Raw genomic sequence first — 26,364 nt, 5'->3', positions numbered from 1 at the left:
ACTGGACAACGCGATTCCGCTGTGGAAGCGTGCGCAGGACGGTGCCGTCATCACCGGCTGGGACTACCCGACGTGCGAGGCCATCGGCCTACTGAAGATGGACTTCCTAGGGCTCCGCAACCTGACGATCATCGGCGATGCGCTACAGAACATCAGCGCAAACCGCGGGATCGAACTGGACCTGGATCAGGTGCCGCTCGACGACCCCGCGACCTTCGAACTGCTGGGGCGCGGCGACACTCTCGGCGTGTTCCAGCTCGACGGCGGACCGATGCGCGATCTGCTGCGCCGCATGCAGCCCACCTTCTTCGAGGACGTCGTCGCCGTCATCGCGTTGTACCGGCCGGGACCCATGGGCGTCAACGCGCACAACGACTATGCCGACCGCAAGAACGGGCGCCAAGCGATCAAGCCCATCCACCCCGAACTCGAAGAGCCGCTGCGCGAAATACTCTCCGAGACCTACGGTTTGATCGTCTACCAAGAGCAGATCATGCGCATCGCGCAGAAGGTGGCCGGGTATTCACTCGCGCGAGCCGACATTCTGCGCAAGGCCATGGGCAAGAAGAAGCGCGAAGTGCTCGACAAGGAGTACGAGGGCTTCGCCGACGGCATGAAGGCGAACGGCTTCTCGGCCGCGGCCGTCAAGGCGCTCTGGGACACGGTGCTCCCGTTCGCCGACTATGCGTTCAACAAGTCACACGCCGCCGGCTACGGACTGGTGTCCTACTGGACCGCCTACCTGAAGGCCAACTTCCCCGCCGAGTACATGGCGGGTCTCCTCACCTCGGTTGGCGACGACAAGGACAAGGCGGCGGTGTACCTGGCGGATTGCCGAAGGCTTGGCATCACGGTGCTGCCGCCGGACGTCAACGAGTCCGAGCTGAACTTCGCCTCGGTGGGCGTCGACATCCGGTTCGGCTTGGGAGCGGTCCGCAACGTCGGATCCAATGTCGTTGCCTCGCTGATCAACACCCGCACCGCCAAGGGCAAGTACACCGACTTCTCCGACTACCTGAACAAGATCGACGTCACTGCCTGCAACAAGAAGGTGACGGAGTCGCTCATCAAGGCGGGTGCATTCGACTCCCTCGATCACTCCCGCAAGGGTCTGTTCCTCATCCACACCGACGCCGTCGACTCCGTGCTTGGCACCAAGAAGGCCGAGGCGATGGGCCAGTTCGACCTCTTCGGAGGCGCCGACACCGCGACCGACTCGGTGTTCGCGATCAAGGTGCCCGAAGACGAGTGGGAGGACAAGCACAAACTGGCCCTGGAGCGAGAGATGCTGGGGCTCTACGTCTCCGGGCATCCGCTCAACGGTGTTGCCCACCTACTGGCCGCCCAGGTCGATACGGCGATTCCCGCGATTCTCGACGGTGACGTTCCCAACGAGGCGCAGGTACGGGTGGGCGGGATCCTCGCTTCGGTGAACCGGCGCGTCAACAAGAATGGGATGCCATGGGCCTCGGCGCAGTTGGAGGACCTGACCGGTGGCATCGAGGTGATGTTCTTTCCCCACACCTATTCGACGTTCGGTGCGGAGATTGCCGACGACACCGTCGTCATCGTCAGTGCGAAGGTGAACTCGCGTGACGACAGACTGTCGCTGATCGCCAATGATCTGGTGGTGCCGGACTTCTCGAATGCCCAGGCTGATCGACCGGTGGCCGTCAGCCTGCCAACGCGGCAGTGCACGGTCGAGAAGGTGGGCGCACTCAAGCAGGTGCTCGCCAATCATCCCGGCACGTCGCAGGTGCGATTGCGGTTGATCAGTGGTGACCGCATCACCACGCTCGAGTTGGATCAGGCGCTGCGAGTGACGCCCTCCTCGGCGCTGATGGGTGACCTCAAGGCCCTTCTGGGTCCGGGGTGCCTCGGGGGCTGACGCGGGATCAGAACCGGTAGCGCAGGATTCGCGCCTTGCGGGCACCCGTCTTGCTCATCCCGCTCAATCGGGTGGCAAAGCGTATCCCGGCGGGGAACAGGTCTACCTCGGGAGCCTTCGTCAGGCTGGCCTCCTCGACGAGGCGCAGCCGGGGGCTCCAAGTCTCGGGGTGGTGCGCATCCTTGAAGCCGGGATATCCCCACTGGCTGCCGACGTCCTTGAACATCTTCTGCGGGAAGAACTTCAGCGCGACCCGGCTGACCCAACCGATGCGCCCGTAGTCGTTGAACGCCAACTCGCCCGCCCCGAAGTAGTCGGTGCTGCGCCGAAAGAGGTTGACGATCACCGATTCGCTGAGGAATGCAAGCAGGCCGTCGGCGATGAGCATGGTAGGCCGATCGGCGGGAATCGTTTCGGGCCAACGCTCGTCGGCCAGCGACACTCCCACCGAATGCGATCCCGGTCGGGCGGGCAGCACCTCGTCGCGCAACGCGATGATTGCGGGCAGGTCGACGCTGTACCAGTCGACGGACGGAGGAGGGGCGACGCGGTACGCACCGCAGTCCAGTCCCGCGCCGAGGTCGACGACGACGGCGTTGGCGTGTTCGGAGATGAAGCGGCGGACCCTGTCGTCGAGCATCTTGGCCCGCAAGGCGGTCTGGCACACCACGCTCGCGCTGACGCCGAGACCCGCGAAGTCGTAGTCGATGGAGTCGACGACCTCGCCGGCGAGCGTGTCGCCGAGGATCGGTCGCGGCCCCCGGCCATCCAGTGCCCTGGCGTATTGCGTGAGGAAGGCGGTCTGCTCGATCGGTGACAACATGGCGGCTTGAATTGTCATGTGCGCCAACGTACTCCCCGCTTGGAGCAAGCGATAGACGCTGAACGATTAGCCCAATACGTTCACCGCACGGGCGATGACCAGAGCGATCGTGGTCATCGATACCAGCGACTGGACCGTCATCATTCCCTTGGCCCAGCGCGCCAGGGGCATGGTGTCGGTGGGGGAGAACGCGACCACGTTTGTGAAGCTGACGTAGAGGTAGTCGACGAACGTCGGCCGCCAGTCCGGCCTGGCCTTGTCCGGATCCGACATTTGCGGGAAGAGGAAGTCGGGGTAGGGGTGCCTTCCGGCGCGCCGCGCGAACGGACCGCCGCGGTCCAGTTCCCAGTACCAGATTCCGAACGCGATGACGTTGGTGACGAAGATGGCCGCGCCGCTGCCGAGGAGAACGGCCGCGTCGTTGCTGACCTCGCCGCTGAGAATGCGTTTGGCCAGTACGACAGCCGAAGCGGTGTTGTCGACGGTGATCGCCGCCGTCAGGACGAGGCTGGCCCACCTCCCGATGGTGGTCTGCCGCGACAGCCGGACGGGGTTGATCAGGAGCAGCGTCACCAGGAGAAGCAGTTCCATGATGATGAGCGGCCATCGTGGCAGCACGGTGTACTGCAGGGGTATCGAGCGTTGAATCACGATGGCCGCGAAGATCGCGATCAGAACGGGCCAGCGGTTCTCCGGGTCTCCAGGCCGAAGCCACGATGGCACGCGATGCTCGGCGTCGGAGGCGAGGCGTTCGGCCCGCTGCACGAAGGCCTCGACTTCCTTCGGGGGCTCGCGCTCATCGCGTGCATGCTCGTCGGCCATGGGCCCAGTGTGTCCGTCACCATGGAGGAATGAATGACGACACGGCCGACGGGCGCGCTCCGTCCCGACATCTCAGCCAGTGGATCGACGCGGAGCCCGCTGCGGTCTACGCGTTCGCCAGTGATCCGGACGAGCTTCCCCGCTGGGCGGCGGGCCTCAATGATCCGGCACTGGCCGATGCCGAGGTTCGGTTCGCGCCACGCAACGAATTCGGCGTCCTCGACCACGTCGTCCGGCTGCCGTCGGGTGAGCGGGTCTACAACCCGATGCGCGTGATTCCAGCGGGGACGAACGAGCGAGGGTGCGAGGTGGTGTTCACCCTGCGGCGGCTGCCTGGCGTGTCGAACGAGGAGTTCGAAGTTGACGCTGCGGCGGTGACGGCCGACCTGGCCAAGTTGCGCGAGCTAATCGAAGACGTGAGTTAGGCGTCCGACGAGCTGAACAGGCCGAGCCCCAGCCAAACGATCACGGCAGCAGCGGCGGCACTGAGGACGGCAGGGGCCGCGCTCATCGTGGTGAGCCCGACGACGACGGCTACCAGCGCCCCGATCGCAAGAGCGATCACTTTGTATGCGGGCCACGGAACGCCGGCGATGTGGACTTCAGTCGGCGTGGTCATGGTTTCACGATAGCTCGTAACTTGGGTTTCGGGTAGCCGAAACACTGATTCCGGCCCTGCGTTTTGCGTCGGTAATATGCTGGTGGCATGCCTTTGACTGGAGACTACGAACCAAGCACGTCCGATTGGGCCAGGGAGAACGCCGAGACGTTGATGGCATCCGGCGGCACGGAGGGGACCGAGCTCAAGGGCAGGCCCGTGATCCTGCTCACCACCATCGGGGCGAAGTCCGGCAAGATCCGGAAGACGCCGCTGATGAGGGTCGAGCACGACGGCGAGTATGCCGTGGTCGCATCCCTTGGTGGGGCACCGAAGCACCCCGTCTGGTACTTCAACATCACCGCGCACCCCGAGGTCGAACTCCAGGACGGCACCGTCACCAAGGACTACGAGGCGCGCGAGGTGTTCGGCGACGAGAAGGCGGTCTGGTGGGAGCGTGCGGTCGCGACGTGGCCGGACTATGCGGAGTACCAGAAGAAGACCGACCGTCAGATCCCGGTGTTCGTCCTGACTCCTAAGAGTTAAACCCGTTTTCGCTCCCACGCGGGTGAGTGGCACCATTGACCGGTGTCCGCTGAACTGAGTCAGACCTCTCGCCGTCCCGCGCCGCTGGGCGCCTCGGACATCGACGAGGCCGCTCAGCGAATTTCCAAGGTGGTCGCCCTCACCCCGCTGCAGTTCAGCGACCGGCTGTCCGCCCTGACGGGCCTTCAGGTCTACCTCAAGCGCGAGGATCTACAGGCCGTCCGGAGCTACAAGCTGCGCGGGGCATACAACCTGCTGATGCAGTTGACGCCGGACGAGATCGCAGCCGGCGTGGTCTGCTCATCGGCAGGCAATCACGCCCAGGGCTTTGCGCTGGCCTGCCGGTCGATGGGCATCCACGGGCGCGTCTACGTACCCGCCAAGACCCCGAAGCAGAAGCGCGACCGAATTCGCTATCACGGCGGCGAGTTCATCGAGTTGATCGTCGGCGGTGCCACCTACGACATTGCGGCGGCCGCCGCTCTCGCCGACGTCGCAAGGACCGGCGCCACCTTGGTCCCGCCGTATGACGACCTCCGCACCATGGCGGGTCAGGGCACGATCGCCGTCGAAATCCTGGCCCAGCTCGAGGCGGAACCCGACCTCGTCATCGTCCCCGTCGGCGGCGGTGGCTGCGTCAGCGGCATCACCACCTACCTCGCGGAGCGGACGACGAATACCTCGGTGCTCGGGGTGGAACCGGCAGGCGCGGCGGCAATGGTGGCGGCGCTGGCGACCGGCGAGCCCGTCACGCTCGACCACGTCGATCAATTCGTCGACGGCGCTGCCGTCGCCCGCGCCGGGGCGCTGCCGTACGCCGTGTTGTCGGCTGCCGGGGACATGGTCTCGATCACCGCGGTCGACGAGGGAGCGGTCTGCACCGCGATGCTGGACCTCTACCAGAACGAGGGCATCATCGCCGAGCCCGCGGGTGCCCTGTCGGTCGCGGCGCTGATGGAGGCGTGTTCCGAGGGCACCGTCGAACCGGGATCGACGGTCGTGTGCCTGATCTCGGGCGGCAACAACGACGTCTCCCGATACAACGAAGTACTCGAGCGCTCGCTGGTACACCTGGGCCTCAAGCACTACTTCCTAGTGGACTTCCCGCAGGAGCCGGGTGCGCTGCGCCGCTTCCTCGACGAAGTGCTCGGGCCTGGGGACGACGTCACCCTGTTCGAGTACGTCAAGCGCAACAACCGCGAGACGGGCGAGGCGCTGGTCGGCGTCGAACTCGGCTCCGCGACGGAATACGACGGTCTACTCGAGCGCATGCGCCTATCTGACATGCACGTCGAAGCGCTGGAGCCCGGCTCGCCTGCGTACCGCTATCTGACCTAGACCGGCTCGACGAGGACCAGGTTTTCGTCGTTCGCCCGGAAGATGGGCTCGATTGGGACGCCCACTTCGTCGGCGATGTCGGTGAGCAGGGTCGACCAGTGCCGGTCGGCTTCCGAGATCGCACCGACGCCAGGCCGTGTCATCAGCAAGGCCACCGTGGTGTGGACGTCGAACTTGGCCACGATCTCCCGAAGAGCTTCCATCAGGTTCCAGACGAGGCCAGCCTCGGGTGTCCTGGCGACCGGGACCTCGCTGAGCACCTTGAGCATGCACCGGTCCGGGCCGACGAAGGCGAAGCGCAGCAGGCGTTCCCCGAAGCCCAGTGGGCCCATCAGGGTTCGCCACCGCTGTTCCAGATCGGCCGGCGATCCGATGGGGTCGGTCGTCGTCTCGGTGGGCGGGATCGGCAGGAACTCTTGAGTAGTCATTCCCGCATGATCAGCCATTCTCCGCGCTCTCCGACGAATTCATCCACAGGCGCTGGACCTGTGGATGAAACTACTCGACGGTCCGCAGGATCGCGAACGAATGTCCCTGCAGCGTGGTCGTTTCCGCGACCGTCGGGTCATCGGAGGCCAGCACCACCTCGCCGGTGACGGGAACGACGACGGAGTCCGCGCCAAGATTGCACGCGATCGCGAAGGCCCCGCGGTGCATCGTGAGCCAACCCCGCTCCTCGTCGTAGTCGACGCGCATGTGGTCGAGCCAAGGGTCGGCCAGGTCCGGCTCCTGGCGGCGCAGCGCAATCAGGTCGCGGTAGAGGTCGTGCAATCGCGCGTGCTCGCCCGTACCGACCTCGTCCCAGTTCAGCTTGGAGCGCTGGAAGGTCTCGGGGTCCTGCGGATCGGGGATCGCGTCGGCGTCCCAGCCGTGTTCCGCGAATTCGGCCTTTCGGCCCTCGGCGGTGGCACGTGCCAGCTCGGGTTCGGGGTGCGAGCTGAAGAATTGGAAGGGGCTCGACGAGCCCCACTCCTCGCCCATGAATAGCATTGCGGTGTAGGGCGATCCGATGACGAGCGCAGCCTTGATCGCCAGCTGGCCGTAGTCGAGATTCTGCGAAGGGCGGTCACCGATGGCACGGTTGCCGACCTGATCGTGGGTCATGGTGTAGGCCAGTAGCCTGGTGGCGGGAATCGTCGCGGTGTCCAACGGACGACCGTGCCTGCGGTGCCGGAACGACGAGTACGTGCCCGCGTGGAAGTAGCCGTTCTTCAGCGTCGTCGCCAACGCCGCCAGGGTGCCGAAGTCGAAGTAATAGCCCGCTCGTTCGCCCGAGACGGCCGTGTGGATGGCGTGATGAATGTCGTCGTCCCACTGCGCGGTCAGGCCGTAGCCGCCGCGGTCACGGGGCGTGATGAGCCGTGGATCGTTGAGGTCGCTCTCGGCGATCAACGAAAGTGGCCGACCCAATTGAGCTGCCAATGCCTCGGTTTCGGCCGACATCTCCTCGAGGATGTGCTCGGCAGTGGTGTCGAACAGGGCGTGCACGGCGTCGAGGCGCAAGCCATCGGCGTGGTAGTCCCGCATCCAACGCAGGGCGCATTCGATGATGTAGGCCCGGACCTCGTCGGAGTCGGCGTCGGCGATGTTGACCGACTCGCCCCACGGGGTGTTGCCGCTGGACATGTATGGGCCGAATCGGGGCAGGTAGTTGCCCGATGGGCCGAGGTGGTTGAAGACGGCGTCGATCAGCACGCCGAGCCCCCGGGCGTGGCAGGCGTCGACGAACCGCACCAGCGCGTCGGGGCCGCCGTACGCCTCGTGCACCGCGTACCAGAGCACCCCGTCGTAACCCCAGCCGTGGGTGCCGCCGAATGCGTTGACCGGCATCAGTTCCACGAAGTCGACACCGAGACCGACGAGATGGTCCAGCTTTTCGATCGCGGCGTCCAACGTGCCCGTCGGGGTGAACGTGCCGATGTGCAGCTCGTAGATCACCGCACCCTCGATGGAGCGTCCGCGCCACGCCGAATCCGACCACGCGACCGTCGAGGGATCCCACAGCTGAGAGCGTTCGTGCACGCCGTCGGGCTGGCGCGGTGACCGCGGATCGGGCAGCACCGTCGCGTCGTCGTCGAGGACGAAGCCGTATCGGCTGTCGACGTGTGCCTCGACGACCGCCCGCCACCAGCCGTCCTCCGACGGCGTCATGGGATGCAGGACGCCATCGACGTCGAGGCGAACCAGCTCGGGTTTTGGTGCCCAGACGGCGAATTCGTGATCAGGCAAGGGTGCGCTCCAGCAGTGTCACGGGGAGGTCGGCAAGGAGTTCGGCTGCGCTGGCATGGCCGGTGAAGGTCCGTCCCGTCAAGCGGTCCACCCAGTCACCGTCGGGCAGGGGCAGTGCCGTGTCGCCCCAACCGGTTTCGGCGAGGTTGACCGTCCAGCGCTGGACGGCGACGAGCACGTCGGCACCTCGGCGAAACGCGACCAGATGCTGGGCCGCACTGCCAGTGGCGGGGACGGGGACGTAGTTGCCTGCGAGGTAGGAGTCGGGATGCTCGGCGCGCGAGTGCAGTCCGGCCCAGACGATGCGGATCTTCGCATCGCTCAACGCCGCGAGTGCCTGACGCCGCGCCGGGTAGTCGACGGGGCGACGGTTGTCGGGGTCGACGAGGCTGTCGTCCCACAGTTCGGTGCCCTGATACACGTCCGGAATGCCAGGGACCGTCAAGGACAGCAGCTTCTGGGCGTGCGAGTCGCTGCGCGCATGAACATCCAATTGGGCGACGAGACTCGTCATCTCGACACCGACCGGCCCGTCGATCACGTCGTCGAGCCAGGCGTGCACGGCAGCTTCGAACTGCTCGTTTGGCGCGTTCCAGGTGGTGTGCAGGGCGGCCTCCCTGATCGCCTTCTCCGCGTACGCGTGAAGCCTCGATCGCAGGTCGGCCGTGACCTGGCCGTCGGAGGGCCAGACGCCAAAGGCAATCTGCCACAGAAACAGCCCGGTGGCGGCGTCGGGTGGCGGAGCGGCGAGTACCCACTTTCCAACCAGCTCGGTCCACAGCGAGTGGACCTGGGAGAGCACGCCGATCCTGGCCCGCACGTCCTCGCTGCGCTTGGTGTCGTGAGTCGACAGCGTCACCATCGCCAACGGCCAATACCGGGACCGCACCGAAGTGCTGTGGTGGAACTCGGCGGCGCTCACGCCGAAGCGATCCGGCTCGCCGCCGACTTCGTTGAGGGACACCAGCCTGGCGTCACGATAGAAGAGGCAGTCCTCGACCGACTTCGCGGTGACGGCGCCGCACAGCTGCTGAATCCTGGTGGCCGGCTCGGCGTGGTTCAGTGCCGCGGCGACGAGCACCAGGGGCTCTCTCAGCGTGGGCTCGGCAGCGGCGGTTTCGGCCAGCGCCGTCGGCATGACCGCCGTCAGACCTCGGTAGTCGGATCGGTAGACCGCGATGTGGGAGAGCAGTGCGGCGACGGCGTCGGCGAGTTGAGCGTGATCGGCACCGACGGCGGTGACGATGGCCCGGCACACCCGCGCGAGCTCACTGGCCAAGGTGTCGTTGGCGGTCGCGATCTTCAGCCCCCGGATGACGGTATCCAGCGGTTCGTCCTCGCCAGCCCCCGCCGGGTCGACCAGTACTCCACCGATTTCGCGCAGCGCGTCATAGCCCGTGGTGCCCGCCACCGGAAGGGTGGGCTCGAGGGCTTCGTCGGGCGCGAGGATCTTCTCGATGACGATCCAGGCATCGGGTCCGGTGATCTCCCGCAGCCATTCGAGATAGCCTGCTGGATCGGTCAATCCGTCCGGATGGTCGATGCGGAGGCCATCGACGAGGCCTTCGCTGAACCAGCGCTTCACCTCGACGTGAGTGGCGTCGAACACGGCGCGGTCCTCTTGGCGCAGTGCAGCCAGCGACGTGATGGAGAAGAATCGCCGGTAGCCGCACACGTTGTGCCGCCAGCCGATCAGTTTGTAGTGCTGTCGGTCGTACACCTCGGGGGGCGTGCCAACTCCTGTGCCCGGTGCGATCGGCCACGTGCGATCGCCGAGTCGCAGTACGTCACCGTCGACGACGAGGTCATCTAGGTCACCGTCGTCACCTAGTACCGGCAGGACGATTCGGTTCCCCGGGTCCAGGGACCAGTCGATATCGAAATAGGCGGAGTAGAGCGACTTCTTGCCGTGCTTGAGAACGTCCCACCACCACGCGTTCTGAGTCGGGTCGTCGACGCCGACGTGGTTCGGGACGATATCAACGATGAGGCCGATGTTCCGACTACGCGCCGCCTCCGACAGCCGTGCCAACCCCTCGGCGCCGCCAAGGGCTTCCGAGACAGTGGTGGGATCGGTGACGTCGTACCCGTGGGCGGAGCCCTCGCTCGCGGTCAGGATCGGCGACAGGTAGAGGTGCGAAACGCCAAGCTGCTGAAGGTAATCGAGCTGATCCAACGCATCGGCAAACGTGAAGGCCTGCCCGCTGGCTTGGCCCCGCATCTGCAATCGGTAGGTCGAGAGGACGCTCACCGGGTCAGGCCGTCTTACGGAGGACGACGATCGACCGTCCCTGCACCGAGAAGGTCTCGCCGGCCTTCACCACCAGATCGCTGCTGCCAGTCGATGCCGCCGAATCGAGTTCAGCCGACCACTCGGCGGCGTAATCGCCTTCCGCTGCCAGGAATTCGACGGGCTCGGAGTGTGCATTGAAACAGAGCAGGAAGGTGTCGTCGACCACCCGCTCGCCGCGGGCATTCGGGGCGGGTATCGCATCGCCATTGAGGAAGACGGCGACGCACTGAAAGCCCGAATCCCAGTCCTGCGATGTCATCGGAACCCCGGCCGTGGTCAGCCAGGCGATGTCACGGATCTCGTCGTCGCCACTGCGGATCAACTTGCCGTCGAAGAACCGGCGGCGTTGGAATACCGGATGATTCTTGCGTAGCCCGGTCACCGTGCGTGCGAAGGTCATCAGGTCGGCGTTGGTCTCGCACAGCGTCCAGTCCATCCAGGCGATCTCGGAATCCTGGCAATACACGTTGTTGTTGCCACGCTGGGTGCGGCCGATCTCGTCGCCGTGGCTGAGCATCGGGGTGCCCTGGCTAAGCATCAGCGTCGCGAGAATGTTGCGCATCTGCTGGGCGCGCAACGCCAGGATCTCTGGGTCGTCGGTTGGGCCTTCGACCCCGCAGTTCCACGACCGGTTGTGGCTCTCGCCGTCGCGGTTGTCCTCGCCGTTGGCCTCGTTGTGCTTCTCGTTGTAGGAGACCAGGTCCGCCAGGGTGAACCCGTCGTGGGCGGTCACGAAGTTGATGCTTGCACTTGGCCTGCGGCCCGTCGCCTCGTAGAGGTCCGACGATCCCGTCAGTCGCGAAGCGAACTCGTTGAGTGTTGCGGGCTCTCCCCGCCAGTAGTCACGCACAGTGTCGCGGTATTGCCCGTTCCACTCGGTCCACAAACCAGGAAAGTTTCCGACCTGATAACCGCCCTCGCCGATGTCCCACGGCTCCGCAATGAGCTTCACCTGGCTGATCACCGGATCCTGCTGGACGAGGTCGAAGAACGCCGACAGCCGGTCGACGTCGTAGAACTCGCGGGCCAGCGTCGAGGCCAGGTCGAACCGGAAACCGTCGACGTGCATGTCGAGCACCCAGTAGCGCAGTGAATCCATGATGAGTTGCAGGGAGTGCGGGTGGCGCACGTTGAGGCTGTTGCCAGTGCCGGTGAAGTCCTTGTACAGCTTGAGGTCGCCGTCGAGCAGTCGGTAGTAGCCGGCGTTGTCGATGCCCCGGAAGTTGATGGTGGGGCCGAGGTGATTGCCCTCGGCGGTGTGGTTGTAGACGACGTCGAGGATGACCTCGATGCCTGCCGCGTGGAAGGACTTCACCATGTTCTTGAACTCGGCGACGGCGCCGCCCGCGCTCTGATTGGCTGCGTACTCGTAGTGCGGGGCCAGGAAGCCGAACGTGTTGTAGCCCCAGTAGTTTCGTAGACCGAGATCGATCAGCCGGTGGTCGTGCATGAACTGGTGTACCGGCATCAACTCGATCGCCGTGATGTTCAGCGACTTCAAGTGCTCGATGATCACGGGGTGGCAGAGCCCCGCGTAGGTGCCGCGTTGGTCCTCGGGGATGCCGGGATGGGTCTGGGTCATGCCCTTGACGTGTGCCTCGTAGATCACCGTCTCGTGGTACGGGGTGTTGGGCGCGCGGTCGGAGCCCCAGTTGAAGAAGGGGTTGATGACGACGCTGGTCATGGTGTGACCGAGCGAATCCACCATCGGTGGCGTGCCGGTCGCCGTCGGATCGTTCTTCGCGACCGCCAGGTCGTAGGAGAACAGGGCCTGGGTGAAGTCGAAGGCCCCGTGAAACGATTTGCCGTACGGGTCGAGCAGCAGCTTGGACGGATCGCATCGGTGGCCCGACTCGGGATCCCACGGCCCGTGTACCCGGAAGCCGTAGCGCTGCCCCGGGGTGACGGTCGGCAGGTAGGCGTGCCAGACGTAGCCGTCGACCTCGTCGAGGTTGACGCGTTCCTCGCTACCGTCCTTGCCGATCAGACACAGTTCGACCTTCTCGGCCACCTCGGAGAACAACGAAAAGTTGGTGCCTGCACCGTCATAGGTGGCGCCCAGTGGGTACGCCGTGCCGGGCCAAATTGCCGAGACCATGGATCACCACCAGCCAGTGGCGGCGTCGATCTGACGTCCCAGTTCGGTCGTCAAAGTGCGCATGTAGGTAGCCGAGATGTGATGAGAATCGTGATATACCAACACATTTCCCTCCACTGCGCGGCAATAGTCCTGACGGCACACCGCATTGCTCATGTCGAGCGGTTTCAGCATCGGGAATTGCGCGACGAAATCGAGAGTGGGGTTGTGATCGGACAGTACCTCGGAGCGCTTGATGCCGCAGGAGATGGCGTCACCGCCGTCGGCCAGGCAGTCGGCGGGGAAGAACGGCTTGCCGTCCTTGACCAGCCATGGGGTGTCTCGCATCGCCAAAATGGGGATGCCGGCGTCCGACAGGTCCTGCCAGATACCGACGTAGAAGCCAGGCATGACGTCGCCGTCCTTGATGTTCCACGGCCGGGTCGACGTGGTGAAGACGTAGTTGGGGTGATCGGCGATCAGCCTGGGCATCACCCTTTCGTTCCACTCGCGGCACTTGGGGTACGGCCGGTTGTCGCCCATGACGAGCGGGTTCTCCTCGGTCGTCAGCGGGCAGCCCATCTTCAGGTAGGTGACCACCTTGAAGTCGTGCATGCGGCCGAGCAGATCCAATGCGGTGATCCAGTGTTCGGCGTGTGATCCACCGGCCACGGCAATGGTTCTGGTCGCCGATTGATCACCGTACGTGCAGTTGATCACGTCGACGTCGTCGAAGTCACCGATGCAGCCCTGCGTCGTCGATTCGGGGACGTCGTCCTTGGCCTCGAGCACGGTGGGGCGCATCGGCAGCTTGGGCACCCTGGCATGGTTGATCAGAGCCCGCGCACCGGGATAGTCGCGTGACGAAAGGCCGGACAGCTCTTTGCCGTTCGCGCGTTGGATGGTCATGTGCTCGCGCCACGTGAATGAGGTGGCCGTCAGCGCGACACCGAGCAGAGTGACGATCGAGCCAAGCACGATGGTCGGCCGCCGCAGCCGGGTCCGCAGCGGAATCACCAGGGCCTGCCTCGGGGGCGGAGATGCAGAAGGCGACCCACGCAGGCGCAGCGGTTCTTCGATGAATCTCGTCGTCAGCCAGGCCAACACGCCGGAGGCCAACAGGACGACGGCGCCTTCGATGAAGTTCGCATGCGTGTCGCCCGAGTAGGCCAGCCAGAAGATGAGAAGTGGCCAATGCCACAGGTACAGCGAATAGGCCATCGACCCGAGCGAGACGAACGGCTTGGTCGCCAGCAGTCGGTTCACCGCGGGCAGTCGACCGTTGGCGGACGACAGGTGCGGATCGGCCATCCGGTTCGCGCCGCTGAGGATGAACAGGATCGTCGCGCCGACGGGCACCAACGCCAACGGCCCGGGAAACTCCTTGACCCCGTCGATCAGGGCGCCGCACGACAAGATGGCGGCCAACGCCACGACGGAGACGGTCGAGCGCAGCCACATCGGCCACTTCACGTGGGGCACCAACGCACCAATCAGGGCGCCGAGCAGCAGTTCCCACCCCCTGGCGAAGCTGTTGTAGTACGCCGTCGCCGGGTCGTCGTCGTGCGCAATGATCGCGTACACGAACGACGCGATCGTCAGCGCGGCCAGCAACACGATCAGCGCGGTGCGCGTGTGCGAGCGCAGACGTTTGCGAAACAGGGCGGCGAACCCGAACACCAGCGCGAGGAACGCGACGTAGAACTGACCCTGCACGGACATCGACCAGATGTGCTGCAACGGGCTGACGGCCTCGCCGGCGCGCAGGTAGTTCGACGCAGTGTTGGCCAGCTCCCAGTTCTGGTAGTAGCCGAGGCTGGCGAGGCTCTGGTCGGCGAAGGTCTCCCAGCGCGTCTCGGGCTGGATGAGGATCGTGAGCACGGCAGCGGTGGCGAGCACCACGACCAGCGCAGGCAGCAGCCGACGGATCAGTCGCTTCACCTCGGGTACCGGTGACAACGACGAACCAGGGGTCAGCGCGGTGCGCAGCAGTCGGCCGCCGAAGAAGAACCCCGAGAGCGCGAGGAACACGTCGACGCCGCCCGACACCCTGCCGAACCAGATGTGGAACACGGCGACGAGCGCAATCGCGATGCCGCGAAGCCCGTCGAGGTCGTGCCGGTAGAAGCCGGACGCCCGGGTGCCCATGACGGCGTGCTGAGTGGAGCCGGATCTGGTCGGGGGGACCACCGGGGCTGGGGGAAGGGTCAACATGGTCGTCGGACAATCTACCGAACCCGAGGCGATGCGGCCGTTTTGTCACGGGCGGTCGCGCCGGGAGAAGGTGGTTCCCATGCCGCCGTTGACGCCAGATCAGATCAGCGCCATCGATGCCGCCCACGTATGGCATCCGTACAGCAAGATCTCAGGCCCTTCCGGTTCTGGGGCGCTTCCGCCGGTCGTAGCGGTCGCGGCGCACGGCGCATCGCTGACGGTCATCGATGATGGCCGGCCCGCCGACGTGCTCGATGCGATGAGCTCGTGGTGGACCGCGATCCACGGGCACGGTCATCCGGTTCTCGATGCGGCCATGACCACCCAGCTCGCGACGATGAACCACGTGATGTTCGGCGGGCTGACCCACGAGCCCGCCGCGCGGCTCGCCCAGCTGCTGGTCCAGATCACGCCAGAGGGCCTGGACACGGTGTTCTTCAGCGATTCGGGCTCGGTGGCGGTCGAAGTCGCCGTGAAGATGGCGCTGCAGTTCCAGCGCAGTCGTGGCAAGCCAGGCAAGCACCGCCTGATGACGTGGCGCGGCGGCTACCACGGCGACACGTTCACCCCGATGAGCGTCTGCGATCCCGACGGGGGCATGCACTCGATCTGGACGGACGTGCTGACCGCGCAGGTGTTCGCGCCCCAGGTGCCGTCGGAGTACGACCCCGCCTACAGCGCAGCGTTCGAGGATCTGCTCGCCGAGCACGCGGACGAACTGGCGGCCGTCATCGTCGAGCCCGTGGTCCAGGGCGCGGGTGGGATGCGGTTCCACGACCCGCGATACCTGACGGATGTGCGCGCCGCGTGCACGCGCCACGACGTGCTGCTGATCTTCGACGAGATCGCAACGGGGTTCGGCAGGACCGGCGAACTATTTGCCGCCGACCACGCCGGCGTCCGGCCGGACATCATGTGCGTCGGGAAGGCGCTGACCGGCGGTTACGTCACGCTGGCCGCGACGCTGTGCACGGGCGAGATCGCGCGGACCATCAGCGACGGGGAGCCGGGCGCCCTGATGCACGGACCCACGTTCATGGCCAACGCCCTGGCATGTGCGGTGTCGGTGGCGTCGGTCGAGCTGCTGATCGGACAGGACTGGCGGCAGCGGATCCGCGACATCGAGTCTGGGTTGTCAGCCGGGCTGGCCGAGGCGCGCGGGCTCCTCGGTGTCGCAGACGTCCGAGTCCTTGGCGCGATCGGTGTGATCGAGATGCAGGAGCCGGTCGACATGCGAGTCGCGACGGAGGCTTCGTTGCGACACGGCGTGTGGCTGCGGCCATTCCGCAATCTGGTGTACGCGATGCCGCCCTACGTGTGCACGCCCGACGAGGTGGCGACGATCGGCTCGGCGATGGTCGGCGTGGCGCGTGCGCTAACCTGAACGGCGTTCAAGTTCACCGGTGAGCTGAGGGAGGGGAGTCGTGACGCGCGTAGTGGTTTCCCCGCTGGCCTGGCTCGACGACGTCGAGGAGCAGCGTCGAGCGGCCGGTCTGCGACGCTCCCTGCGCGTCCGGCAGGCACCCGAGGCCGGCGCGGACGTCGAACTCGACCTGGCCTCGAATGACTACCTCGGGCTTTCGCGGGATCCTCGGGTCATCGACGGCGGCGTCCGCGCTCTGCACGCGTGGGGCGCCGGTTCGACGGGCTCACGACTGGTCACCGGCAACACCGCACTGCACGAAGAGTTCGAGACCACGCTTGCCGAGTTCGTCGGCGCCGAGTCGGCGTTGGTCTTCTCGTCCGGCTACACCGCCAACCTCGGTGCCGTGGTTGCCCTCTCTGGTCCGGGCTCGGTCCTGGTGTCCGATGCGCTGACCCATGCCTCACTCGTCGACGCGTGCCGGCTGTCGAGGGCCCGCGTGGTGGTGACGCCGCACCGCGACGTCGATGCCGTCGATGCGGCCCTGCAGGGCCGCGCCGAAGAGCGTGCCGTAGTGGTCACGGACTCGGTCTTCAGCGCCGACGGGGTGATGGCTCCCCTGCGTGATTTGCACGACGTGTGCCGACGACACGGGGCGCTGCTCATCGTCGACGAGGCGCACGGGCTTGGCGTGCGCGGGAGCGGCGGCCGCGGCCTGCTTCACGAAGTCGGACTGGCGGGCGCCCCCGACGTGGTGATGACGACGACCCTGTCGAAGGCACTGGGCAGCCAGGGGGGAGTCGTGCTCGGCCAGCGTGCGGTTCGCGACCACCTGATCGACACGGCACGGCCGTTCATCTTCGACACAGGGTTGGCCCCTGCCGCGGTTGGCGCGGCGTTGGCCGCCCTGCGAGTGCTCGGCGAAGAGCCGTGGCGCGCACAGGCGGTCCTCGACCACGCCAGGGCACTCGCCGCCATCGCGGGAATCGACGAGCGACCCGAGTCGGCCGTCGTTTCGGTGCTCCTCGGTGAACCCGACGTCGCCTTCCAGGCAGCCGTGGCGTGTCTGGAGCGGGGTGTCCGGGTCGGCTGTTTCCGCCCGCCGACGGTGCCCGCGGGGACCTCGCGGCTGCGTCTGACCGCGCGGGCGTCCTTGACCGGCGACGAGATGACGCTTGCTCGTCGGGTCTTGACGGAAGTGCTCGCGACCGCACGCTCATGAGCGTTCTGCTGATCACCGGCACGGGTACGGGTGTCGGAAAGACCATCGCCACCGCCGCGCTTGCCGGCGCGGCCCTCTCGGCGGGGCTCGACGTCGCGGTGTGCAAGCCCGTTCAGACCGGAACCGCGGACGGTGACGACGATCTCGCCGAGGTGCGTCGATTGTCCGGTGTGCAGAGCCTGCACGGGGGCTGGCGCTATCCGGAGCCGCTCGCGCCGGTGGCGGCGGCCGAACGCGCCGGGTGGGCATTGCCAACGCGCGGCGATCTGTTGGCCTCGGTCGGCGCGGTGGCCGCGCCACAGCGGCTCACCCTGGTCGAAGGTGCCGGGGGCCTGCTGGTGGAACTCGGCGCGTCGGGGGTGACGTTGCGTGACCTCGCGGCCGAATTGCATGCCAAGGTACTGATCGTCGTCGGACCTGAATTGGGCACTCTCAACTACACCGCCCTGACGCTCGAAGCGCTTGCCGCCAAGGGTATTTCGTCTGCCGGCCTGGTGATCGGCGCGTGGCCCGAGGTACCCGGGGTCGCGGAGCGCGACAACCGCGATGCGCTCGGAAGGCTGGATCACGTGCGCGCCGTCCTGCCCGCTGGCGCCGGGACGCTCACCAAAGCCGACTTCGCATCGATGAGCGCGGCTGCATTCGATCCACGCTGGCTGGCAAGTCTGGCGGACTGACGTGGTTCACTCCGTCGAGCTGTTGTTCGACACGGATACCGACGCGCGCATCCGCCGAGTGTGGGACGACCTCGACGCCGTCGGCGTGCGCAGCCAGGCGACCGTGAAGTCGCCAAGCAACCGGCCGCACGTCACGCTGGTCGTCGCCGATCGGATGACCGGCGACGTGGACGACGCGCTGGTACCGGTGGTGGCGCGCTTGCCGCTGGACTGCCGCATCGGGGCACCGATGTTGTTCGGCCGCGGGCCCTTCACCCTGGTGCGATCGCTGGTGCCGTCGGCAGCCTTGCTCGCACTGCATGCTGACGTGCACCGGATGTGCCTGCCGTTCATGACGCCGGAACCCTTGCCACACGCCGCGCCGGGTGCCTGGACGGCCCATGTCACCCTGGCCAGACGGGTCGATGCCGGGCAGCTGCCCGCCGTGTTCGAAGTAGCCGGTGTCAGCTCAGACATCGACGCGTCCGCGGTTGGGCTGCGGCATTGGGATGGCAATTCCCGCATCGAGCACCGCATCGACAGCCAGCCCTGACGAATAGCGTGTTTGCCTACCATTTTCGGCAGTGTCAGGAAATGCCACGCGCGACGGGCGCATGGACGACGCCGGCGATCAGGAGTTCCACACCAAACAGAAACCTGGCCGTGTTGTCTCGGTTCAAGATCGACTGCTCGTCGGAAAGCGCGCCCGCGGCGTCCCACTGCAGTCGGGACTGCTCGTCGGCGGTGAAGCCAAGCACGTAGTAGAGAACCGTTCGGGCGGCGAGGTCGGCGTTTGGCGACGGGATGCCCGCCTCGGCAGCGGCGCTGGTGAGCCGTTTCAGGATCGAGGCCATCTGCTCGGACTTGCCTGCGGCGAAGCTGGCGGAGACCAGTTCGGCGCCGTCGGTGGCCGACAGCAGGGCGTTGCGCAGACCGCTGCAGATGGTGTGAATGCGATCGGCCCACTCCGACTGCTCGGCCGTCGTCGCCGCGGGGTGCAGGATCCGGTCGGAGACCGCCCCAAGGAGGGCTTGCTTGTCGGCGAAGTGCCAATACAGCGCGCCGGGGGTGACGCCGAGCTCGCGCGCCAGGCGCCGCATGGTCAGATCGGCGATGCCGTAGTCGTCGAGGAGCTGGATGGCCTTGTCGACCACGTCGCCGCGATGCAGTTGCACCCCTGTAGCCTAAACACCGTTCAAGTTCTTGGGTGCAGGAGGAGTGCGTAGTGACGCAAGCGGCTTCAGAGGTAAGCGCAGACGTGTTGGGTCTGGCCAGGGAGCAGGTGCTCGAGCGGGGCGAGGGCCTGACGCAGGAGCAGATCCTGGAAGTGCTGCAACTATCCGACGACCGACTCGAGGAACTCCTGGCGCTGGCCCACGACGTACGCATGAAGTGGTGCGGGCCCGAGGTCGAGGTCGAGGGCATCATCAGCCTCAAGACCGGCGGTTGCCCGGAGGACTGCCACTTCTGTTCGCAGTCGGGACTCTTCGCGTCGCCGGTGCGGAGCGCCTGGCTCGACATCCCCAGCCTGGTGGAAGCGGCCAAGCAGACCGCGAAGTCGGGCGCCACCGAATTCTGCATCGTCGCCGCCGTCCGCGGACCCGACGAGCGGCTGCTGGCCCAGGTTGCCGCGGGCATCGAAGCGATCCGCAACGAGGTCGACATCCAGATCGCCTGCTCGCTGGGCATGCTCACCCAGGAGCAGGTCGACCGGCTCGCCGCCATGGGCGTGCACCGCTACAACCACAATCTCGAGACCGCGCGGTCGTTCTTCACCAACGTCGTCACCACCCACACGTGGGAGGAACGCTGGGGCACCCTGGAAATGGTGCGCGCGGCAGGCATGGAGGTCTGCTGCGGCGGCATCCTCGGCATGGGTGAGTCGCTGGAGCAACGGGCCGAGTTCGCCGCCAACCTGGCCGAGCTCAACCCGCACGAGGTGCCACTGAACTTCCTCAACCCGCGGCCCGGCACGCCGTTCGGTGATCTCGAGGTGCTCCCCGCGGCGGAGGCACTGAAGGCCGTCGCCGCCTTCCGGTTGGCCATGCCACGCACGATGTTGCGCTTCGCGGGCGGTCGCGAGATCACGCTCGGCGACCTCGGCGCCAAACAGGGCATCCTTGGCGGCATCAACGCCGTCATCGTCGGCAACTACCTGACGACCCTCGGCCGTCCCGCCGAGTCCGATCTCGAGCTGCTCGACGATCTGCAGATGCCGATCAAGGCACTGAACGCGACCATCTAAACCGGCGAGCCAGCGATGCCCAGCAAGTTCAACGTCTATACGGGTGAACCCGAGGGGGGAGCCGTTCCGACGGCTGCCCGCCTAGGGCTCGAGCCGCCGCGATTCTGCTCCGACTGCGGCCGGAGGATGATCGTGCAGGTGCGCCCCGACGGCTGGGCGGCCAAGTGCTCGCGGCACGGCGAGCTGGACTCCAAGGACCTTGACGAGAGATGACTGGCCCCTCCGCTCCGCTGCCGTACCTCCCCCTCGAACGCTCCGATCAGCTTGAGCCGCCACGCCTTTCGCATCGGCAGGCGGCCATTCGAGTCGTGGTGGTTCTCGCCGTTCTCGGTGTCGTCGTCGGCGTGGTCTGGGCGTGGCTCGCACCACCCATTCAACTGGTGATCGCGCTGGCCAAGGACGGGGACCGGGTGCGCGCATACGTTGGCGACGAATCCGATCTGCTCTTCCTCGGCGCCTTCCTGATGACCGGACTGCTGTTCGCGCTCGCCGTGACTGCGGCAGTCGCCGCGTGGCAGTGGCGGCCGCATCGTGGGCCCGTCATGGTCGGCGCACTGTCGATCGGCGGGTTGATGGCCGCGGGCGCCGCGGCCGGGGTGGGTGCCGCGTTGGCACGATGGCGACATGGCGTGCCCGATGTCGCGACGGCCCCGATCTCACCTGAGCATCGGATCTACTACGCGCACGAAGCGCCTGCAGTGTTCTTCGGCCACGGCCCGTTCCAGATCGCGGCGTCGATCATCGTGCCCGCGGGGGTAGCGGCCCTCGTCTACGCGATCTGTGCGCTCTCGACGAAGCGTGACGACCTTGGTGCGTGGCCGCCAGGACCTAGCTATCCAGCTCCGACAGCGGCTGCCGATCCACTCGCCGACCCGTCGCCACCTTCGCCGTAATCAGTCCCAGCCGGAGCATGCCCCGGTAGGTCGAGGGGTTCAGCAGCGTCGGCCACCTGGTCCGCGCCCGATTACTCGACGCGGGCCGTCCGGCGAACCGGTCGCGCAGCCAGCGAAGCGTCATCGGAGCGGACAACGGGTGAAGGAGCATGTGCTCGCTCAGCATGTCGCGGTGGTAGGTGACGTCGGCGCCGCCGCTGCTGTAGGTATCGGTCAGCTCGTCGATGTCGCCGACCGAGACGATGCGGTCGTGGACGGCCTGCACGACCAGTACGGGGATGCTCGGCGCCGCGGTGCCGAGCTTGATGCTGTCGAAGACGTGCTGTACCTCCGGTGACCGGAGGATGTTCTCAAGCGGCTCGTCGACCATGTCGTCCATGTCCTTGCCGATCAGCTTGATGACGGCGTGGGCCGTCGTCATCCGCTGGATGTCGGTCAGCATGGCCTTGCCCTCGACGGTCACGTGTTCGTTGATCACGCGATCGAGGTCGGGGTACACGTGCGAGAGCGCAGCGACGACCATCGCGGGCAGGCCCGAGAAGAAGCTGCCGTTGAGCCTGCGGAACGTGTGGCCGAGATCTCCGACCGGCGATCCGAGGACGGCGCCGACGAGGTTGAGTTCGGGGGCGTACTCCGCCTGGACCTCGGTGGCCCATGCGGTGGCCAGGCCACCACCCGAGTAACCCCACAGACCCATGGGTGCGTCGGCGGAGAGGTTCAGCGCCTCGGTGTTCAGTGCGGCCCGCAGACCGTCGAGAACGTGGTAGCCGGGCTCGTATGGAGCTCCCCAGATTCCCTGGGGCCCCTCGTGGTCGGGGATGGACACCGCCCAGCCCTCGGCCAGGGCTGCGGACACCAGGAGAAACTCGAATTGGGCGAGCGCGCCTGCGGCCCTGGCGCCGCGCCGCAACGCGTAGGAGGGAAAGCAACTGCCTGCCACCGCGTCGATCGCACATTGATAGGAGAGAATGGGTCCCTTGCTGCCCGCGGGCCGCTCGGCGGGTACGACGACGGTCGTCACGGTCGCCTGGGGAAGGTCGTTGAGGTCGGTCGAGCGATAGAGCAGCTGCGTCGCGGTGAGCTTCTGCGGGACCAACCCGAGGAATGCGAGTTCGACGTCGCGCGAGCGCAGCACCGTGCCTGGCCTGGCGTGTTCGAACCCGGCGGGCGGCAGGTAGAACGGGTCGGCGTCCGGCAGCAGGGGGCGCGTCTTGTGGCGCAGCTCCTCGTGGGGCGGTCGGCCGATCCATTCGGCACCGGTCGAAACGGCTGCGCTGCCAGAGTCCATCGGCCCATTGTCTCTTAAGAAATCCTTAAAACCAATTAGGCGGACGCGTGTCACGTCGGGGGGCGCAGCGCGGCGAACTCATCGGTGACGCGGTACTGCGCCTCCGTGAAGCGGTACATCGCGGCGGGCCTGCCCCCGCTTCGGCCCGACTTCGCCGTGGTGCCGGTCGGGACGATCACTCCGCGGCGAGCGAGGACACGCTGCAGATTGGTGGCGTCGACCTGGTAGCCAAGGGCCGCGTCGTAGACGTCCTTGAGCGTTGACAGGGCGAATTCTTTTGGCGCCAAGGCAAACCCGATGTTGGTGTAGGACAGCTTGGCGATGAGCCTGGCGTGCGCGTGGGTGATCATCGGTCGGTGGTCGAAGGCCATCGGAGGCAGTGCACTGACCGGATGCCAGCGGGTGTCCGTCGGCAGCTCCGGGGTGGCGGGGGAGGGCACCAGTCCGAGGAACGTCGAGGCGATGGTGCGCGGTCCCGGCACCCGCAGTGGGTCGGAGAACACTGCGAGCTGTTCGAGGTGAGTTAGTTCACGCAGGTCGACCTTCTCGGCAAGTTGGCGTCGAACTGAACTCGTCATGTCCTCGTCGTGACGGAGGCGCCCGCCGGGAAGGGACCACGCCCCGCGCTCCGGCTCCATGGCCCGTTCCCACAGCAGCACTCCGAGCTGCGGGTTTGGCGTCGCGAGCTGCCGAACTTGAAACACAACGGCGAGCACCTCGTGCGCAGTGCTAATATTGGGCATGTTTTCGATCATAAGTCGAAAACCCCGTCAGGATCAAAGGAGACGGCGATGACGGTTACCGACCTCACCGCAGAGTCACGAAGTGGCTGGGCCACGCAGATCACGAATGGTCCCGCGGGCTACGGCGGAGTGATCGCCGACGAGGAGTGGGCGGCGGAGGTCCGACGCCTCGCCGACCTGCGCAATGCCACCCTGCTTGCGCACAATTACCAGCTGCCCGCCATCCAGGACGTGGCCCACCACGTCGGCGATTCCTTGGCGCTCTCGCGGATTGCTGCCGAGGCCTCCGAGGGCACGATCGTGTTCTGCGGCGTGCACTTCATGGCCGAGACCGCAAAGATCCTCAGCCCAGCCAAGACGGTGCTGATTCCCGATCAGCGCGCCGGCTGCTCGCTGGCCGACTCGATCACCGCCGACGATCTGCGGGCGTGGAAGGACGAGTACCCCGACGCAGTGGTCGTGTCCTACGTCAACACCACGGCGGCGGTGAAGGCCCTCACCGACATCTGCTGCACGTCGTCCAACGCCGTCGAGGTGGTGGCCTCCATCCCCGAGGACCGCGAGGTGCTGTTCTGCCCCGACCAGTTCCTCGGAGCGCACGTGCGGCGGGTGACCGGGCGCAAGAACCTCCACATCTGGGCCGGCGAGTGCCACGTGCACGCCGGCATCAACGGTGACGAGCTCGCCGCGCAGGCCAAGGCCCATCCGGACGCCGAGCTGTTCGTCCATCCCGAGTGCGGCTGCGCCACGTCCGCGCTGTACCTGGCTGGAGAGGGCGCGTTCCCCGACGACCGCGTGAAGATCCTGTCCACCGGCGGCATGCTCGACGCCGCGAGAAAGACAAGGGCTCGCCAGGTTCTGGTCGCGACCGAGGTCGGGATGCTGCACCAATTGCGCCGTGCCGCACCGGAAGTCGACTTCCGGGCCGTGAATGACCGGGCGTCCTGCAAGTACATGAAGATGATCACCCCTGCGGCGCTGCTACGTTGCCTGGTCGAGGGCGCCGACGAGGTGCACGTCGACGAGGAGACTGCCCGCTTGGCGCGGGCGAGCGTGCAGCGCATGATCGAGATCGGACAACCCGGCGGCGGCGAATGACGATGGCCGCGCCGTCCTGCGGCGGAGTCGGCCACTGGCAGCAGCGGGCCGACGTCGTCGTCGTCGGTACCGGGGTGGCCGGACTTGCCGCGGCGTTGGCCGCACATCGTCGGGGCCGCCGCGTCGTGGTTCTGAGCAAGGCGAGTGAGACCGCGACGTTCTATGCCCAGGGCGGCATCGCGGTCGTGGTGCCACGCACGGACGACTCCATCGAGGCGCACGTCGCCGACACCGTTGCCGCAGGCGGCGGGCTCTGCGATCAGGAGGCGGTGACGTCGATCATCGGCGACGGGTACGCCGCGGTGACCGAACTCGTCGAATTCGGCGCACGCTTCGACGAGTCGGCGCCGGGACGGTGGTCGCTGACCCGCGAAGGGGGGCACTCTCGTCGGCGCATCATCCACGCCGGTGGAGATGCCACCGGGGCCGAAGTGCAACGGGCCCTGGACCACGCCGCGGGCACCTTGGACATCAGACGCAATCACGTTGCGCTGCAGGTTCTTCACGACGCCGGTGCCGTCACCGGGGTGCTCGTCCGCAACGACGACGGCGTCGGCGTGATCCATGCGCCTTCGGTGATCCTGGCCACGGGCGGCCTCGGCCACCTGTACTCGGCAACGACCAACCCGGAGGGGTCGACGGGCGACGGCGTCGCCTTGGCGCTGTGGGCGGGCCTGCCCGTGAGCGACATCGAGTTCATCCAGTTCCATCCGACCATGCTCTTCGACGGGAACGCCGGAGGGCGGCGACCGCTGATCACCGAGGCGCTCCGCGGCGAAGGCGCGATTCTCGTTGACAGGCACGGTGATTCGGTGACCGCCGGCGTCCATCCGATGGGTGATCTCGCTCCGCGGGACGTGGTGGCCGCCGCCATCGATGAGCGGTTGTCCCAAACGGGCGACCAGTGCGTCTATCTCGACGCGCGCGCGGTCGAGGACTTTTCGCGACGGTTTCCCACCGTGAACGCCGCCTGCCTCGCAGCGGGGATCGACGGCACCCAAGCATTGATTCCCGTGGTGCCCGGTGCCCACTACAGCTGCGGCGGAATTGCCACCGACGTGTACGGACGTACCGAACTGTTGGGCCTGTTCGCAGCAGGGGAAGTGGCACGCACCGGAATGCACGGGGCCAATCGGCTGGCGTCCAACAGCTTGCTCGAGGGTCTCGTCGTGGGTCGCCGCGCAGGTGGCCGTGCGGCCGACCACGCCGTCGACGCGGCGCCACCTCGCGCCGCGTTCCAGCGCGTCAGTCGGCCGGCACTCTCACGAACGGACTTGCAGCGCGCGATGACTCGACACGCCTCGGTGGTGCGCGATGCGGTCGGGTTGAGTCACCTGGCCGAGCTACTCGGCACGGCGCGAGCGAGGGCGCTGGGTAGCCGCGCAGACTTCGAGGATGCGGCGCTGACCGTCACCGCCTCGGCCGTTGCGGCGGCGGCGCTGGATCGGCTCGAATCGCGGGGGTGCCATCACCGCGCCGACTACCAGGACCGCGATCCCGCCCGTGCCGTGAGTACCAGCATCCGACTCGCGTCCGACGGCACGCCGTCGGTCACCCGCGCGGCGGAGGTGTGCTGCTGATGCAACTCGACTCCGACGAAGTCGAAGAGGCGCGGGCGACGATCGCCCGAGGGCTCGCCGAGGACCTCCGTTACGGACCCGACGTAACCTCGCTGGCGACGGTGCCTGCCGACGCCATCACGAAGGCGTCCATGGCGAGTCGGCAGGCTGGCGTCGCGGCAGGGGTAGACGTCGCACTGCTCGTCCTCGACGAGGTCATCGGCGCCGGGCAGTATGGCGTCCTCTCCCGCGTCGACGACGGAACCCGGCTCGAACCCGGTGACGCGCTCCTGGTGCTCGAGGCGCCCACCAGGGGACTGCTGACCGCCGAACGCACCATGCTGAATCTCGTTTGCCATCTTTCGGGCATCGCCAGCACTACCGCGGCGTGGGTCGAGGCGGTCGACGGCACCGGCGCCAAGATTCGTGACACCCGCAAGACCCTGCCGGGGCTACGAGTCCTGCAGAA

The 26,364-nt window shown here is 66.7% G+C and carries 25 protein-coding genes; 14 read left to right on the top strand and 11 right to left on the bottom strand.

The annotated features are described in order from the left end of the window. On the top strand, positions 1-1,888 hold a 1,888-nt coding region (dnaE, locus tag QOD90_RS28450; RefSeq protein ID WP_526355411.1), incomplete at its 5' end, for a DNA polymerase III subunit alpha. Positions 1,889-1,895: 7 nt separating this feature from the next. Here the strand turns inward: dnaE and QOD90_RS28445 are convergent. Together QOD90_RS28445 and QOD90_RS28440 are read right to left on the bottom strand one after the other, a co-directional pair. Continuing rightward, the gene (locus QOD90_RS28445) at positions 1,896-2,729 is read right to left on the bottom strand and encodes a class I SAM-dependent methyltransferase (protein WP_526355409.1); all 834 of its coding nucleotides are present in this window, start codon (positions 2,727-2,729) and stop codon (positions 1,896-1,898) included. Between the two features lie 48 nt (positions 2,730-2,777). Next, positions 2,778-3,533: a hypothetical protein gene (locus tag QOD90_RS28440; protein WP_526355407.1), complete on the bottom strand. Its 756-nt coding sequence runs from the start codon at positions 3,531-3,533 to the stop codon at positions 2,778-2,780. A 29-nt stretch (positions 3,534-3,562) separates the two neighbouring features. On the opposite strand from QOD90_RS28440, the gene QOD90_RS28435 reads away from it, so the two are divergent. After that, a complete protein-coding gene (locus tag QOD90_RS28435) occupies positions 3,563-3,958 on the top strand; it encodes an SRPBCC family protein (RefSeq protein WP_526355405.1) in 396 nt (131 codons plus the stop codon). On the opposite strand, the gene QOD90_RS28430 is transcribed toward QOD90_RS28435, so the two are convergent. Then, on the bottom strand, positions 3,955-4,152 hold the full coding sequence (locus tag QOD90_RS28430) for a hypothetical protein (protein ID WP_526355403.1): 198 nt from the start codon (positions 4,150-4,152) through the stop codon (positions 3,955-3,957). The genes QOD90_RS28435 and QOD90_RS28430 overlap by 4 nt on opposite strands. Positions 4,153-4,239: 87 nt before the next feature. Between QOD90_RS28430 and QOD90_RS28425 the strand changes: the two genes are divergently transcribed. Continuing rightward, positions 4,240-4,677, top strand: coding sequence for a nitroreductase family deazaflavin-dependent oxidoreductase (locus QOD90_RS28425; RefSeq protein WP_526355401.1), 438 nt, complete (start codon positions 4,240-4,242; stop codon positions 4,675-4,677). A 42-nt stretch (positions 4,678-4,719) separates the two neighbouring features. Then, positions 4,720-6,015: a threonine ammonia-lyase IlvA gene (ilvA, locus tag QOD90_RS28420; protein ID WP_526355399.1), complete on the top strand. Its 1,296-nt coding sequence runs from the start codon at positions 4,720-4,722 to the stop codon at positions 6,013-6,015. On the opposite strand, the gene QOD90_RS28415 is transcribed toward ilvA, so the two are convergent. The 5 genes from QOD90_RS28415 to sucT form a co-directional block, all read right to left on the bottom strand. After that, positions 6,012-6,443 carry a hypothetical protein gene (locus QOD90_RS28415; RefSeq protein WP_526355397.1) on the bottom strand — a complete coding sequence of 144 codons (432 nt, stop codon included), beginning with the start codon at positions 6,441-6,443 and terminating at the stop codon, positions 6,012-6,014. The genes ilvA and QOD90_RS28415 overlap by 4 nt on opposite strands. A 70-nt stretch (positions 6,444-6,513) precedes the next feature. Further along, on the bottom strand, positions 6,514-8,244 hold the full coding sequence (treZ, locus tag QOD90_RS28410; RefSeq protein ID WP_526355395.1) for a malto-oligosyltrehalose trehalohydrolase: 1,731 nt from the start codon (positions 8,242-8,244) through the stop codon (positions 6,514-6,516). Further along, positions 8,237-10,495, bottom strand: coding sequence for a malto-oligosyltrehalose synthase (treY, locus tag QOD90_RS28405; RefSeq protein ID WP_526355393.1), 2,259 nt, complete (start codon positions 10,493-10,495; stop codon positions 8,237-8,239). The genes treZ and treY overlap by 8 nt, the downstream gene beginning before the upstream one ends. Positions 10,496-10,499: 4 nt before the next feature. After that, on the bottom strand, positions 10,500-12,635 hold the full coding sequence (gene glgX, locus QOD90_RS28400; protein WP_526355391.1) for a glycogen debranching protein GlgX: 2,136 nt from the start codon (positions 12,633-12,635) through the stop codon (positions 10,500-10,502). 3 nt (positions 12,636-12,638) lie between these two features. Further along, on the bottom strand, positions 12,639-14,828 hold the full coding sequence (sucT, locus tag QOD90_RS28395) for an acetyltransferase SucT (RefSeq protein ID WP_526355389.1): 2,190 nt from the start codon (positions 14,826-14,828) through the stop codon (positions 12,639-12,641). A 79-nt stretch (positions 14,829-14,907) separates the two neighbouring features. Here sucT and bioA point away from each other — a divergent pair, with 79 nt between their 5' ends. The 4 genes from bioA to QOD90_RS28375 are packed head-to-tail and all read left to right on the top strand — an operon-like array spanning position 14,908 to position 18,622. Continuing rightward, a complete protein-coding gene (bioA, locus tag QOD90_RS28390; protein ID WP_526355387.1) occupies positions 14,908-16,212 on the top strand; it encodes an adenosylmethionine--8-amino-7-oxononanoate transaminase in 1,305 nt (434 codons plus the stop codon). Positions 16,213-16,252: 40 nt separating this feature from the next. Then, positions 16,253-17,413 (top strand): 8-amino-7-oxononanoate synthase, encoded by a 1,161-nt coding sequence (gene bioF, locus QOD90_RS28385; protein ID WP_526355385.1) that lies wholly within the window; start codon positions 16,253-16,255, stop codon positions 17,411-17,413. Continuing rightward, entirely contained in the window at positions 17,410-18,090 is a 681-nt protein-coding gene (gene bioD / locus QOD90_RS28380; protein WP_526355383.1) for a dethiobiotin synthase, read from the top strand. Before bioF ends, bioD begins: the two co-directional genes overlap by 4 nt. Position 18,091: 1 nt before the next feature. Continuing rightward, entirely contained in the window at positions 18,092-18,622 is a 531-nt protein-coding gene (locus tag QOD90_RS28375) for a 2'-5' RNA ligase family protein (protein ID WP_526355381.1), read from the top strand. A 34-nt stretch (positions 18,623-18,656) separates the two neighbouring features. Here QOD90_RS28375 and QOD90_RS28370 read toward each other — a convergent pair whose 3' ends face one another. After that, complete coding sequence (locus QOD90_RS28370) at positions 18,657-19,244, bottom strand: TetR/AcrR family transcriptional regulator (RefSeq protein ID WP_526355379.1); 588 nt, start codon at positions 19,242-19,244, stop codon at positions 18,657-18,659. Between the two features lie 50 nt (positions 19,245-19,294). On the opposite strand from QOD90_RS28370, the gene bioB reads away from it, so the two are divergent. Genes bioB through QOD90_RS28355 form a run of 3 tightly spaced genes read left to right on the top strand, consistent with a single transcriptional unit; the run spans position 19,295 to position 21,207 of the window. Next, complete coding sequence (gene bioB / locus QOD90_RS28365) at positions 19,295-20,314, top strand: biotin synthase BioB (RefSeq protein ID WP_526355377.1); 1,020 nt, start codon at positions 19,295-19,297, stop codon at positions 20,312-20,314. Positions 20,315-20,329: 15 nt separating this feature from the next. Further along, positions 20,330-20,527, top strand: coding sequence for a biotin synthase auxiliary protein BsaP (bsaP, locus tag QOD90_RS28360; protein WP_526355375.1), 198 nt, complete (start codon positions 20,330-20,332; stop codon positions 20,525-20,527). Further along, positions 20,524-21,207 carry a DUF2567 domain-containing protein gene (locus QOD90_RS28355; RefSeq protein ID WP_526355373.1) on the top strand — a complete coding sequence of 228 codons (684 nt, stop codon included), beginning with the start codon at positions 20,524-20,526 and terminating at the stop codon, positions 21,205-21,207. Before bsaP ends, QOD90_RS28355 begins: the two co-directional genes overlap by 4 nt. On the opposite strand, the gene QOD90_RS28350 is transcribed toward QOD90_RS28355, so the two are convergent. Together QOD90_RS28350 and QOD90_RS28345 are read right to left on the bottom strand one after the other, a co-directional pair. Beyond that, entirely contained in the window at positions 21,143-22,495 is a 1,353-nt protein-coding gene (locus QOD90_RS28350) for a lipase family protein (protein ID WP_526355371.1), read from the bottom strand. The genes QOD90_RS28355 and QOD90_RS28350 overlap by 65 nt on opposite strands. Before the next feature lie 50 nt (positions 22,496-22,545). Further along, the gene (locus QOD90_RS28345) at positions 22,546-23,238 is read right to left on the bottom strand and encodes an NrtR DNA-binding winged helix domain-containing protein (RefSeq protein WP_526355369.1); all 693 of its coding nucleotides are present in this window, start codon (positions 23,236-23,238) and stop codon (positions 22,546-22,548) included. 48 nt (positions 23,239-23,286) lie between these two features. Here QOD90_RS28345 and nadA point away from each other — a divergent pair, with 48 nt between their 5' ends. The 3 genes from nadA to QOD90_RS28330 all read left to right on the top strand — a co-directional run. Continuing rightward, complete coding sequence (gene nadA, locus QOD90_RS28340) at positions 23,287-24,336, top strand: quinolinate synthase NadA (RefSeq protein WP_526355367.1); 1,050 nt, start codon at positions 23,287-23,289, stop codon at positions 24,334-24,336. A gap of 2 nt (positions 24,337-24,338) precedes the next feature. After that, complete coding sequence (locus QOD90_RS28335) at positions 24,339-25,916, top strand: L-aspartate oxidase (RefSeq protein ID WP_526355365.1); 1,578 nt, start codon at positions 24,339-24,341, stop codon at positions 25,914-25,916. Further along, positions 25,916-26,364, top strand: a 449-nt coding sequence (locus QOD90_RS28330) for a beta/alpha barrel domain-containing protein (protein ID WP_526355363.1), incomplete at its 3' end; no start/stop codon positions are given. The genes QOD90_RS28335 and QOD90_RS28330, both read left to right, overlap by 1 nt.

The organism is Mycobacterium sp. (genome assembly GCF_032161845.1).
Classification (GTDB): Bacteria; Actinomycetota; Actinomycetes; order Mycobacteriales; family Mycobacteriaceae; genus Mycobacterium.
Note: the sequence above shows the minus strand (reverse complement) of the source record. Positions and strands in the feature narration are given on the sequence as shown.